The sequence below is a fragment of the Bacillus sp. UNC69MF genome, from assembly GCF_000746035.1.
Classification (GTDB): Bacteria; Bacillota; Bacilli; order Bacillales; family Bacillaceae; genus Bacillus; species Bacillus velezensis.
On sequence record NZ_KN050798.1, the window covers coordinates 392,817 to 405,313 of the forward strand.

Genomic DNA, 12,497 nt, shown 5'->3' on the forward strand with positions numbered 1-12,497 from the left:
CTCTATTTCATCATAGCATGATTTGCCTATTATTACTGACTCCATCTTAAACAAAAAGTGTGGGATAATAATGAAAAGATTGTGGGAAATTGTGAAAAAGACGAAATCGGACGGCGGCGCTTTATATTGACAATTTCCATCGGATTTGAAATAATAAATGAGATATTATGTTCAATCCTTCACATGAAAAGATATGAAAATTCTGTCAAGCTAATGGGGGAGATCTGTTAGCTTTTTCACTTTGTCAAATAGTCAGAAAGGAGCTGTCACATGAAAGAAAAACATCACTGGATCATTTCTCTGCTCGCTGTATTGGCGGTCGGGCCGGGGCTGATGTCGAATACCGCTCTTTCGGCTGTCCAAAGCCTTGTCCGGCAGACGGTCGGCGGGGAAAACTTTGACTCTTTTCATCCGATTATTATCGGTAATATGGCTTTTGCCTTATTCGTGCCGGCGGGGCCGTATTTAAGAAAAAGATTCGGCTCCCGGCCTGTCTATATGATTTCGATGGCCGCGGGTGTCATCGGAGCGCTCCTTGCTGCTGTGACAAATGATATTTATCCGCTCGCCGCGGGCCGTTTTTTACAGGGAGCTGCGGCGGGCACTATGCTGATGATTATGATTCCGATGCTGGTGCTTTCGTTTCCGATTGAGCGCCGGAATTACGCATTATTTGTGTTGATCGGCGGATTTTACGGGTCCGTTATTATGGGGACTGTTTTAGGCACGGCGGCGGCAAGCGCCGGCCATTGGCATTGGCTGTTCGGCATTTTTGGCCTGCTGTCTTTTTTCGGCCTCATTTTCAGTTATATGTGGCTGCGGGATGACGCTCATAAAAATGCTGAAAAATCTCCATTTGACGGCATCGGTTTTCTGTTAGCGGGTGTATCAGCCGTGCTGACCGCCTATACATTTATTCATCTGCCGAAATGGGGCTTTTCATCATGGCAGACATTGGCGGGATTTGGAGGAAGCATCGTCATTCTTCTGATCTTGCTGATCATGCAGTACAGAAACGAACATGCGCTGATTTCGATTAAACTTATGCTGATTCCAAAGCCGATTCTGGGTGTTTTCATGATCGCTGCGGGCAGTATTTCCATAGCGGTCAGTCTTTCTGCATTTCACGGGGAGCTTCAGACCGCATATCATATGTCACAAACTCAACTGATATTCCTTTATACGAGCCTTTTGGGAGGCGTGGCCATCGCCGCTGTCATCAGTGCATTAGCATATGATAAAGTCGGTCCGGGCATGCTCGGCATAACAGGCTCTGTTATACTGGTGTTCGTGAATTTCCAATGGATGACGGCGGATCATCATATACCGCTTATTCTATTTGCGGGGCTTTTCGTGATGCTGGCGGCCGGGACAGGGCTTATTGTGGCAGCCGGACTGATGGGAGCCGCGTTGGGCGGACCGCTTCCGGAACTGGTGAAACGCATGACGGCAGTTCAGTTTTTGAGGCTTTTCATTTATATGGGCGCACCTGTTTTAATAGGGTATTTTACGAAAAGAGATGCTTCCGGCACGCTTCGGCGCGCGCGCGGCACGCAATCACCGCATGATCTGCTGATGGGGACATACAGCGATTTGTTTCTTATTGCTTTCATCTTAAGCTTGCTTTTAGTGTGTTTATCATTTGTCATGAATGCGACCGGCATGGGACATAAGCTGGCGCATAAACCGCATGCCGTCCGTAAGCAGGCGGCTGAACAGCCTTCGCCGCAGGCTCCTGAACCGATCAGGCATCAGGTCATTCCCGATCATGAATACAGAAGTGCGGTCAGACAGTTTCAGCGTCATCATATAAGCAAAAACAGTATGTAACTTTTTCTATCAGCAAACCCTTTTCCCGGTGAAAAGGGTTTGTTTTTTCCCATAATGGCAGAATGGTATATTGCATGTTTCATCCTTTTTTAATATAATTTGTTAGAATATTCATAATTTAATATCGAAATTTTAAGTAAAAAAGGAGGCATTACATGAAACTGTATCTATCTGTGGATATGGAAGGGATTTCCGGGCTGCCTGATGAAACATTTGTCAATTCCCGCATGCACAATTATGAGCGCGGCAGGGTTCTGATGACCGAAGAAGCAAACTGGTGCATCGCAGAAGCGTTTAATAACGGATGCACGGAAGTGACCGTGAATGACAGCCACTCAAAGATGAATAATCTGCTCGCGGAAAAACTTCACCCTGAGGCAGAGCTGATTACGGGGGATGTCAAGCCGTTTTCCATGATGCAGGGGCTTGATGAATCGTATTCGGGCGTGATGTTTATCGGCTATCATGCGAGAGCGTCGATGCCGGGCGTTATGTCGCACAGCATGATATTCGGCGTCCGCCACTTTTACATAAATGATAAGCCGGTCGGTGAACTGGGGTTAAATGCCTATCTCGCCGGATTTTACGATGTCCCGGTCATCATGGCTGCCGGAGATGATTGCGCCGCAAAAGAAGCGGAGGAGCTGATCCCGAATGTGACGACTGCCGCCGTCAAACAAACCATTTCAAGAACCGCGGTCAAATGCCTGTCCCCTCAAAAAGCCGGACGGCTCCTGACGGAAAAAACAGCCTATGCGCTCAAAAATAAAGATAAGGTCAAACCGCTGACTCCGCCTGAAAGACCTGTATTAGGCATTGAATTTGCCAACTACGGACAGGCTGAATGGGCCCATTTAATGCCGGGCACAGAAATCATCCCGGGAACGACAATCGTTCAATTTCAGGCAAAAGACATGCCGGAAGCCTATCAGGCCATGCTCGTCATGACAGAACTCGCCATGAGAACAACATTCTGTTAAAGGGGTGAACGGCATTGCTGCGGTATTTTATCAAACGTTTTATCGCCATGATTATGACCGTCCTCGTCATCACCACTCTGACATTTGTCATGATGAAAGTGATACCCGGCTCGCCTTTTAACGAAGAGCGGGGCACAAACGAAGCGGTCCAGCGAAATCTCGAATCCTACTACCATCTGAACGAACCTCTTATCACTCAATACGCCATCTATCTAAAATCCATTCTTACCTTTGATTTCGGTCCTTCAATTAAAAAACCGTCAGACAGTGTAAACGCTATGCTCGAACGCGGGTTTCCGGTCTCATTTGAGCTTGGGATAACGGCGATCATCATCGCTGTTATTTCCGGACTCGCGCTCGGCATAATGGCCGCTCTCAGGCGCGGCGGCTTTCTCGATTATGCGGCCATGAGCCTTGCGGTGCTCGGGATTTCCATTCCGAATTTTATTATGGCTACGCTGCTGATTCAGCAATTTGCGGTTCATCTGAAATGGTTTCCGGCAGCTACCTGGACGAGTCCCGTTCACATGGTCCTGCCGACTGTTGCGCTTGCCGTCGGTCCCATGGCCATTATCGCGAGGCTGACAAGATCAAGCATGGCCGAAGTGCTGACTCAGGATTACATCCGCACGGCAAAAGCAAAGGGGCTTTCTCCCGTCAAAATTGTGATCAAACACGCATTGAAAAATGCTCTTATGCCTGTTGTGACAGTACTCGGGACGCTTGCCGCAAGTATATTAACGGGCAGTTTCGTCATCGAGAAAATTTTTGCCATACCGGGAATGGGCAAATATTTCGTAGAAAGCATCAATCAGCGAGATTACCCGGTCATCATGGGAACGACCGTATTTTACAGTGTGATTCTGATCGTCCTGCTGTTTCTGGTTGATTTGGCATACGGCCTGTTAGACCCGCGCATAAAACTTCATAAGAAAGGGTGATCCTGATGAATCTCCCGCAAGAAACGGTAAAACACACAGAAGTGCCTGATGACTGGTTTCAGCCGGGCGCGGAAAGAAAGGGTGAAACCGAGTCGGTCAAGCGTCCGAGCCTGTCTTACAGTCAGGATGCGTGGCGGCGGCTTAAAAAGAATAAATTGGCGATGGCCGGCCTTGTGATATTATGCTGTCTGTTTCTATCGGCTGTGTTCGGTCCGCTGATATCACCGCACAGCGTGACAAGGCAGACGCTCGCCGAGCAGAATCTTCCGCCGTCTTTTTCACACTGGTTCGGAACCGATGAACTTGGCCGGGACGTGTTTACAAGAACGTGGTACGGAGCGAGGATCTCTTTATTTGTCGGTGTGATGGCGGCGCTGATCGACTTTTTGATCGGCGTCATCTACGGAGGCGTCGCCGGCTACAAAGGGGGCCGGACAGACAGCGCCATGATGAGAATCATCGAGGTTCTCTACGGGTTGCCGTATCTGCTCGTTGTCATTTTGTTAATGGTGCTGATGGGGCCGGGGCTCAGTTCCATTATCGTCGCTCTGACCGTGACGGGATGGGTCGGCATGGCGCGGATTGTGAGAGGGCAGGTGCTGAGGATGAAGCATGATGAACACGTATTGGCTTCGAAAACGTTTGGAGCGAAAACATTTCGGATCATTAAGAAAAATCTGCTGCCGAATACGATGGGAGCCATTATTGTCCAAATGACGCTTACGGTGCCGGCGGCGATTTTTGCGGAATCATTTTTAAGTTTTCTCGGACTCGGCATTCAGGCGCCGTTTGCAAGCTGGGGAGTCATGGCAAACGACGGGCTGCCGGCGATTTTATCAGGCCATTGGTGGCGGCTGTTTTTCCCCGCTTTTTTCATTTCCTTGACGATGTACGCGTTTAACGTACTTGGAGACGGCTTGCAGGACGCGTTAGACCCGAAACTGAGGAGGTAGGAAAAATGGCGCAGCAAGTTCTTTCCGTTCAAAATCTGCATGTTACTTTTTCAACATACGGAGGCACTGTAAAAGCCGTCCGAGGCGTCAGCTTCGATTTATATAAAGGTGAAACGTTTGCGATCGTCGGTGAATCGGGATGCGGAAAAAGCGTGACGTCACAAGCCGTGATGGGCCTTCTTCCGAAACATTCGGCAAAGATTGAATCTGGAAGCATACAATTTAAACAGAAAGACCTTTGCCGAATGTCGGATCGGGAAATGCGGGCAATCCGAGGGCGCGATATTTCTATGATCTTTCAGGACCCGATGACGGCGCTCAATCCGACTTTGACCATAGGGAATCAGCTCTCAGAAGCGCTGTTGGAACACCGCGCCATGACCAGAAAACAAGCTGAATCCGAAGTTCTCGCCATGCTGGATCTGGTCGGTATCCCGGACTCGAAATCCCGCCTGAAGCAGTACCCCCACCAATTAAGCGGGGGCATGCGGCAGCGGATCGTGATTGCGATGGCTCTGATCTGCGAGCCGGAAATTATGATCGCCGATGAACCGACAACGGCTCTTGATGTGACGATTCAAGCACAAATCCTTGAATTATTTAAGAAGATTCAAAGAAAAACAGGCGTGTCTATTATTCTGATCACACACGATCTCGGCGTCGTCGCTCAGACCGCCGACAGAGTCGCCGTCATGTATGCGGGGAAAATCGCCGAAATCGGCACGAGGCATGATATTTTTTACCGTCCGGCTCATCCATACACAAAGGGGCTGCTTCGTTCAGTGCCGCGGCTGGATATGGAGGATAGTGAGCTGTCGCCGATTGACGGGACGCCGCCTGATTTATTCGATCCGCCGCCGGGCTGCCCGTTTGCCGCCCGCTGCCCGGACAGGATGATCGTCTGTGAAAAGGTATACCCGGCAACAACCGTGAAATCCAAAAGCCATATCGTCAATTGCTGGCTTCAGGATCACCGTGCAGAGCGGCTGAAGCAGCAGCTGACGGCAGCAGAGGAAAAAGGGGGATTGAAATGAAAAAGAGATGGGCGATCGGTGTGATTGCTGTTGTTTCGTTTGCTCTGATTGGCTGTACAGCCAATGAACAGGCGGGGACAGAACCCGGCAAAGCAAAAGAACAGGGGGGTGAAACGGTGCTGCGGCTCAATAACGAAAATGAGCCGACCTCACTTGATCCGCCGATCGGATTTAATAATGTTTCCTGGCAGCCGCTGAATAACATCATGGAAGGATTGACGAGGCTCGGAAAAGATAATAAGCCCGAACCGGCCATGGCGGAAAGCTGGAAGGTGTCCGCTGATAAGCTGACATATACCTTCAATATCCGGGATAACGCCGAATGGACAAATGGCGATCCCGTTACGGCGGAAGACTTCGTGTACGCCTGGAAACGAATGCTCGATCCGAAAACGGGCGCATCTTCCGCTTTTCTCGGCTACATGATCAAAGGCGGAGAAGAATTTAACAACGGAAAAGGCAAACAAGAAGACGTGAAAGTCACGGCAAAAGATAAAAAAACGCTTGTCGTCACATTGGCGGCACCGCAGGATTATTTTCTGAGCGTCGTGTCCAATCCGGCGTATTTCCCGATTAATGAGAAGGTCGCCAAGGCTGATGCGAAATGGTTCACTGAAGCAAAAACCTTTGTCGGCAACGGGCCGTTCAAACTGACGGAATGGAAGCATGACGACAGCATGACGATGGTCAAAAACGAGACGTATTGGGATAAAAAGACAGTGAAACTGGATAAAGTCACATGGGCGATGGTCAGTGACCGGAATACCGATTATCAGATGTTCCAGTCGGGGGATTTGGATACCGCCTTTGTGCCGGCAGAGCTGAGCGAGCAGCTGATGGGAGGAAAAAATGTCCGCACGTGGGATCAGGCCGGACTCTATTTCTATCGTTTTAACGTAAAAATGGAGCCGTTTCAAAATGAAAAGATCAGAAAAGCGTTCGCGGCAGCGATTGATCAGAAAGAAATCACGGATTATGTGACCAAAAACAGTGAAAAGCCGGCACATGCCTTTGTATCCCCGGGATTTACTCAGCCTGACGGGAAAGATTTCCGCGAAGCGGGCGGCAGTTTATTAAATCCGGATGAATCAGAAGCCAAAAAACTGCTGGAAAAAGGCATGGCAGAAGAGCATTATGACAAGCTGCCCGCCGTTACATTGACATACAGCACAAAACCGGAGCATAAGAAAATAGCGGAAGCGATTCAGCAGAAGCTCAAAAGTGTGCTCGGTATAGACGTTAAGCTCGCCAATATGGAATGGAACGTCTTTTTAGAAGAGCAGAAAGGACTGAAGTTCCAGTTCTCTCAAAGCTCATTTTTACCGGATTACGCAGATCCGATCAGTTTTCTAGAGGCTTTCCAGACGGATAATTCCATGAACCGCACCGGCTGGGGCAGCGCGGCATACGATGGCTACATCAAGCAGGCAAAACAGGAAGCCGATGCCAAAAAACGTTTTGCGCTCATGCATAAAGCGGAAAAACTGCTCATGAACGAGGCTCCGATCATTCCGATTTACTTTTACAATCAGGTGCATCTGCAGAACAGCGGCGTGAAGGGCATTGTCCGGCACCCTGTCGGTTACATTGATCTGAAGTGGGCGGAAAAGTCCTGATCTTACAGCGGAAACATACGCCGCTCTTTTGCCGTTAAAGGAGCGGCGTGTTTCACTTTTCAATCCGGAAAGGAGATTGAAAAAGTCATGAACCATAAACCGAAAGCACTGCAAAAAGGCGACACGATCGGTGTGATTGCGCCCGCAAGCCCGCCTGAGAGCGGGACACTGCAAACCGCGCTGCTGTTTTTAGAGAATGAGCTTGGCCTTCAAGTGAAACTCGGCCGGGCGCTGAAGACCCGTCACGGCTATTTGGCGGGAGAGGACCGGGCGCGTCTCGATGATCTCCATGACATGTTTAGTGATCAGAATGTCAAAGCGGTGATATGCGCGTGCGGAGGATTCGGCACGGGCCGCATTGCCGCCGACATCGATTTCGGCTTAATCCGCCGCAATCCGAAAATTTTCTGGGGATACAGTGATATCACGTTTTTACATACCGCCATTCATCAAAATACGGGGCTCGTCACATTTCACGGCCCGATGCTGAGCACCGATGTCGGGCTTGAAGATGCTGATCCCCTGACAAAAGCGTCGTATCGTCAGCTTTTTACAGAAACGGAATTTACCTATACGGAGGACATTTCTCCCTTAGAGGTGCTGACAGGCGGAAGGGCCGAGGGAGAGCTTGCGGGCGGCAATCTGTCGCTCATTACGTCCACACTCGGCACGCCGTTTGAAATTGATACAAAAGACAAATTGCTGTTTATCGAGGATATTGATGAGGAGCCGTACCAAATCGACAGAATGCTGAATCAATTAAAGATGGCCGGAAAACTGTCAGACGCAGCCGGAATCCTGGTCTGTGATTTTCACCAATGCGAACCGAAAAACAAAGAAAAGTCGCTTACTTTAGAGCAAGTGCTGAACGATTACATTGTCAAATCAGGGAAGCCCGCGCTCAAAGGCTTTAAAATCGGCCATTGTTCACCGAGCTTCGCCGTTCCGATCGGAGCCCGCGCGGTTATGGATACGGCGGCCAAAGCGGTAACGATTGAATCGGGAGTTTCCGGAAGGGAGTGATCAGGCGTGAGGATTACAGATATTCAAACGGGACGGATGTCCGTGCCGCTGAAAAAGCCGTTTAAGACCGCTTTACGCACGGTTTACAATGCTGAATCGGTCATTGTGAAGCTCACTTTTGACAACGGTCTGACCGGCTGGGGGGAGGCGCCGCCGACGGTTGTCATTACAGGCGACAGTGCGGCCGGTATTGAAAGCGCCGTCCACGATGTGCTGAAGCCCGCTCTCTTGGGGCGGGGCCTTTCCGGCATGGAAGCCGTTTTGTTTGATATCAGCCGGCTGTTGGAAAGAAATCAAAGCGCAAAAGCCGCGGTGGATATGGCTGTATATGACGGATGGGCGCAAATGCACGGACAGCCGCTTTACCGGCTTCTCGGCGGCTATCGGAATACACTGGAAACAGATTTTACCGTCAGCGTTAACTCTCCTGAGGAGATGGCGGGAGATGCAGACCGTTATGTGAACAAAGGATTTCATATTTTAAAGGTAAAAGTCGGCATAGGTGACATATCGGACGATGTTGCGCGGATTCAGGCGATCAGATCACGTGTCGGCGGAAACGTCAAACTGAGATTGGACGCCAACCAAGGCTGGACGCCGAAAGAAGCCGTAACTGCGATCCGAAAGATGGAAGACGCCGGTCTCGGCATTGAGCTGGTCGAGCAGCCTGTTCACAAAGACGATATCGCCGGGCTGAAGCAGGTCACAGATGCCGTAGACACGCCGATTATGGCGGATGAGAGCGTCTTTACCCCCCGTCAGGCCTTTCACGTGCTGCAGACGAGAAGCGCCGATTTAATTAATATTAAGCTGATGAAAGCGGGCGGCATAAAGCAGGCGGAAACAATCAATGCGATGGCGGAAACGTGCGGCGTGGAATGCATGGTCGGCAGCATGATTGAGACCAAGCTCGGCATCACCGCCGCGGCTCATTTTGCCGCGGCCAAACGGAATGTGACAAGGTTTGATTTTGATGCGCCGCTTATGCTGAAAGATGATTTGATTCAAGGCGGCATCACATACAGCGGCAGTCAGATTGCGATTCCCGACGAACCGGGTCTCGGCATTACCGGTGTGTCGATACAAGAGGGGGCGAAAAGATGAGAGCAGCCGTTACAGCGGCAGCAGCCAACGTATGGACGCTGCCGTCATCTCCCCGTTCGTATGATGCGCCGATGCTCGAAAACCCGCCGCAGATCAGAAAATGGTTAGCGTCTATGGGATATGAAGAGCGGCTGCAATTATGCACAGACAACCTTGTCCAAACGCAAGCGCTTTTCGGGGAAGAAGTGATCATTCTCAAAGAGGAAGGGGAATGGGCTTTTGTCGCCGTTCCCGGCCAGCCTTCAAACAAGGATGTGCGCGGATATCCGGGGTGGATGAAAAAAAGCCAGCTTTCAAAAGACGGCTTTCATGCATCTTCCCCCGCCGTATGGATTACCAAACCGACAGCTTTTTTATATCACACAAACGGCAAACCGGACTTGGAAGTAAGTTTCTTAACGCGTCTTCCGGCATCAGGACGTGAGAAAGGCTTTTTCCGGGTGGTGACGCCGCTCGGAGAAAGGTTCGTAAATGAAGCTGACGCAGACGAGTGCCGGCATACGGAAGGACGGGCGGCCGATGTCATCGAAACGGGCATGATGTTTCTCGGGCTTCCGTATTTATGGGGAGGACTGAGCGGTTTCGGGTTTGACTGTTCCGGGTTTATGTATTCGATATTTAAAGCAAACGGCTATACCCTTCCCCGTGATGCAACGGACCAAGCAAAAGCCGGATGCGGCGCGGCGGTAAACGATATCCTGCCGGCTGACCTTTTGTTTTTCGCCTATGAAGAAGGAAAAGGCGCGATCCACCATGTCGGTTTGGCGCTGGGAGACGGCCGAATGCTGCACTCCCCGAAAACGGGAAAAACAATCGAAGTGCTGTCTTTGGAAGGAACCGTCTATGAAAAAGAATTATGCACCGTACGCCGCTGTATAAGCGAAAAGGGGGAATAGAAAATGACGGCATCTCCGCTCCTTGAAGTCAGCGGGCTGAAAATGCATTTTGACGCAGGAAGAAAGAAAGCCGTAAAAGCAGTCGACGGTGTCAGCTTTCACATTAACAGAGGGGAAACATTCGGACTTGTCGGAGAATCGGGATGCGGTAAATCGACGCTCGGAAGGGTTATTCTCCGTCTGTATGACCCGACGTCCGGTTCGGTATCATATGAAGGGACGGATATACACCGTGCCGCGGCAGAACAGCGGTCGGTCTTCTTCCGCAAGCTGCAGATGATTTTCCAAGACCCTTACGCCTCGTTAAATCCGCGCCTGACCGTAAGGGAAATTATTATGGAGCCGATGGAAATACACAATCTTTACAATACAAGAAAAGCCCGTCTGATGATGGCGGATGAACTGCTTGAAGCTGTCGGGCTCCATCCGGATTTCGGCAGCCGGTATCCCCACGAATTCAGCGGCGGACAGAGGCAGAGAATCGGGATTGCCAGAGCGCTCTCTCTGCATCCCGAATTTATCGTGGCGGATGAGCCGATTTCCGCGCTGGATGTGTCGGTACAGGCTCAGGTCGTCAACCTTTTAAAAAGGCTACAGAAAGAGAAAGGGCTGACATTTTTATTTATCGCCCACGATTTATCAATGGTCAAGCATATCAGCGACCGGATCGGCGTGATGTATTTGGGCCGCATGATGGAAATTACAGAAAGCGCTGCGCTTTACCGGGAACCGCTTCACCCTTATACGAAGGCGCTTTTATCCTCAATCCCGATTCCTGATCCGCTTCTTGAGGACAAGCGTGAACGCATTATTCTGAAAGGGGAGCTGCCGAGCCCCCTTAACCCGCCGAGCGGCTGTGTATTCAGGACGCGGTGTCCTGAAGCGATGGAGCTCTGCGGTAAGATAACGCCTGAGCTTGAAGAAGTGAAGGCGGGGCGTTTTGTCGCCTGCCATTTATACAAAAAAGAAAGCTGACAATATAAAGTCAGCTTTCTTTTTTAATTAAACCTGATGCAGAAATGACACGCAGACCGGATACGGAACCGGAATGTCAGATTGAAGCAGAGTCAATTTGCCTGTTTCCGGATCACGTTCAAACAAAACCAGATTTCCCGTTTCTTCGTTTGACGCGACAAGGAATGTCTCGGAAGGGTCAAACGCGAAATCACGCGGCCAGTTTCCTTCTGTCGGCACCCATTCAAGAAGAGACAATTCGCCGGAATATTGGTTGATCTTATAGATGGCGATGCTGTCATGTCCGCGGTTGGCGGCATAAAGAAATCTGCCGTCTTTAGATATGCGGATCGCGCTGCCTTGCGATTTGTCCGTAAAGCCTTCAGGCAAAGCGGAAATGACCTGCAGCTCTCTGAATTCACCTAAGGTCGGGTTGTATTCAAGCGCGATGACTTCATTACTGATTTCCGTCATGACATAGGCGTATTTTTCCGCCGGATGGAAAACGATGTGGCGCGGCCCTGAACCCGGTGCGAAAGAGTGAGTTTTCACCTCTGTGAGCGAACCGTTTTTCATTTGGTAAGTATAAAGCGTATCCGTCCCTAAATCGACGGCTGCAATGTAGTTATGCTCAGGTGTATAGCCTGCGAAATGGGTATGCGGTTTCTCTTGTCTTTCATGAGGACCTGTTCCCGTATGAGCGGCTTCGGCAGCCGGCTCCCGCAGACTTCCGTCTTCATTGACGGGAAAGGCGTGCACTTTTCCGCTGTGGTAATTAGCGGTTAACACATATTCATGTTTATCATCAATGCTGACGTGGCATGGAGACGGGCCTTCAATCAGCTGGTGGTTCACAAAAGTTAATTCCCCGCTGTTCTGATGAATCTGATAGGCTGCGACGCCGCCTTTTCCGTCTGCCTTTTCAATGGAATACAGCATGCTGTTATCAGAATTCGGAGTGACGTATGTCGGGTTGCCGAGCTTTGCTGCCAGCTTCGGACGGCTGAGCCGTTTCGCTTCTGTATCAAGTTCAAAACAATAAATGCCTTCGCTTCCGCCTTTTGTATATGTTCCCGCGTATCCTATGTACTTAGCCATTCGGTTTCCCCCTTTAGAGTCTTGTCTTCTCTATATTAACGTATCTTGAAGGAAACTGCCTTGTAAAT

Annotated in this window: 11 protein-coding genes; 10 read left to right on the forward strand and 1 reads right to left on the reverse strand. The window is 50.1% G+C overall.

The features are described from left to right. The first annotated feature begins 270 nt into the window (after window positions 1–270). From BR62_RS0114245 to BR62_RS0114290, 10 genes are all read left to right on the forward strand, one after another. Complete coding sequence (locus tag BR62_RS0114245; RefSeq protein WP_020955698.1) at window positions 271–1,830, forward strand: MFS transporter; 1,560 nt, start codon at window positions 271–273, stop codon at window positions 1,828–1,830. Window positions 1,831–1,985: 155 nt separating this feature from the next. Next, window positions 1,986–2,810 carry a M55 family metallopeptidase gene (locus tag BR62_RS0114250; RefSeq protein WP_007407248.1) on the forward strand — a complete coding sequence of 275 codons (825 nt, stop codon included), beginning with the start codon at window positions 1,986–1,988 and terminating at the stop codon, window positions 2,808–2,810. Window positions 2,811–2,824: 14 nt separating this feature from the next. After that, window positions 2,825–3,751, forward strand: a complete 927-nt coding sequence (locus BR62_RS0114255) for an ABC transporter permease (RefSeq protein ID WP_007610853.1) — start codon at window positions 2,825–2,827, stop codon at window positions 3,749–3,751. 5 nt (window positions 3,752–3,756) lie between these two features. Continuing rightward, entirely contained in the window at window positions 3,757–4,704 is a 948-nt protein-coding gene (locus tag BR62_RS0114260; RefSeq protein WP_003154782.1) for an ABC transporter permease, read from the forward strand. 5 nt (window positions 4,705–4,709) lie between these two features. Then, a complete protein-coding gene (locus BR62_RS0114265; RefSeq protein WP_007407246.1) occupies window positions 4,710–5,738 on the forward strand; it encodes an ABC transporter ATP-binding protein in 1,029 nt (342 codons plus the stop codon). Then, window positions 5,735–7,354, forward strand: a complete 1,620-nt coding sequence (locus BR62_RS0114270; RefSeq protein ID WP_032866107.1) for a peptide ABC transporter substrate-binding protein — start codon at window positions 5,735–5,737, stop codon at window positions 7,352–7,354. The genes BR62_RS0114265 and BR62_RS0114270 overlap by 4 nt, the downstream gene beginning before the upstream one ends. An 87-nt stretch (window positions 7,355–7,441) precedes the next feature. Continuing rightward, window positions 7,442–8,377: a S66 peptidase family protein gene (locus BR62_RS0114275; RefSeq protein WP_032871294.1), complete on the forward strand. Its 936-nt coding sequence runs from the start codon at window positions 7,442–7,444 to the stop codon at window positions 8,375–8,377. A gap of 36 nt (window positions 8,378–8,413) precedes the next feature. Further along, entirely contained in the window at window positions 8,414–9,481 is a 1,068-nt protein-coding gene (locus tag BR62_RS0114280; RefSeq protein WP_395940001.1) for a dipeptide epimerase, read from the forward strand. Continuing rightward, window positions 9,478–10,377, forward strand: coding sequence for a C40 family peptidase (locus BR62_RS0114285; protein ID WP_007407242.1), 900 nt, complete (start codon window positions 9,478–9,480; stop codon window positions 10,375–10,377). Before BR62_RS0114280 ends, BR62_RS0114285 begins: the two co-directional genes overlap by 4 nt. A gap of 3 nt (window positions 10,378–10,380) precedes the next feature. Beyond that, window positions 10,381–11,352, forward strand: a complete 972-nt coding sequence (locus tag BR62_RS0114290) for an ABC transporter ATP-binding protein (RefSeq protein WP_020955703.1) — start codon at window positions 10,381–10,383, stop codon at window positions 11,350–11,352. Between the two features lie 27 nt (window positions 11,353–11,379). Here the strand turns inward: BR62_RS0114290 and BR62_RS0114295 are convergent, their stop codons facing one another. Next, the gene (locus tag BR62_RS0114295; RefSeq protein WP_032866102.1) at window positions 11,380–12,429 is read right to left on the reverse strand and encodes a lactonase family protein; all 1,050 of its coding nucleotides are present in this window, start codon (window positions 12,427–12,429) and stop codon (window positions 11,380–11,382) included. Between the last annotated feature and the right edge of the window lie 68 nt (window positions 12,430–12,497).

What these genes read in the sequence shown, in the direction of transcription:
- BR62_RS0114275 (WP_032871294.1), top strand. Translation starts at nt 7,442, where the DNA reads ATGAACCATAAACCGAAAGCACTGCAAAAAGGCGACACGATCGGTGTG.
- BR62_RS0114285 (WP_007407242.1), top strand. Translation starts at nt 9,478, where the DNA reads ATGAGAGCAGCCGTTACAGCGGCAGCAGCCAACGTATGGACGCTGCCG.
- BR62_RS0114260 (WP_003154782.1), top strand. Translation starts at nt 3,757, where the DNA reads ATGAATCTCCCGCAAGAAACGGTAAAACACACAGAAGTGCCTGATGAC.
- BR62_RS0114290 (WP_020955703.1), top strand. Translation starts at nt 10,381, where the DNA reads ATGACGGCATCTCCGCTCCTTGAAGTCAGCGGGCTGAAAATGCATTTT.
- BR62_RS0114265 (WP_007407246.1), top strand. Translation starts at nt 4,710, where the DNA reads ATGGCGCAGCAAGTTCTTTCCGTTCAAAATCTGCATGTTACTTTTTCA.
- BR62_RS0114250 (WP_007407248.1), top strand. Translation starts at nt 1,986, where the DNA reads ATGAAACTGTATCTATCTGTGGATATGGAAGGGATTTCCGGGCTGCCT.
- BR62_RS0114245 (WP_020955698.1), top strand. Translation starts at nt 271, where the DNA reads ATGAAAGAAAAACATCACTGGATCATTTCTCTGCTCGCTGTATTGGCG.
- BR62_RS0114295 (WP_032866102.1), bottom strand. Translation starts at nt 12,429, where the DNA reads ATGGCTAAGTACATAGGATACGCGGGAACATATACAAAAGGCGGAAGC.
- BR62_RS0114270 (WP_032866107.1), top strand. Translation starts at nt 5,735, where the DNA reads ATGAAAAAGAGATGGGCGATCGGTGTGATTGCTGTTGTTTCGTTTGCT.
- BR62_RS0114280 (WP_395940001.1), top strand. Translation starts at nt 8,414, where the DNA reads ATGTCCGTGCCGCTGAAAAAGCCGTTTAAGACCGCTTTACGCACGGTT.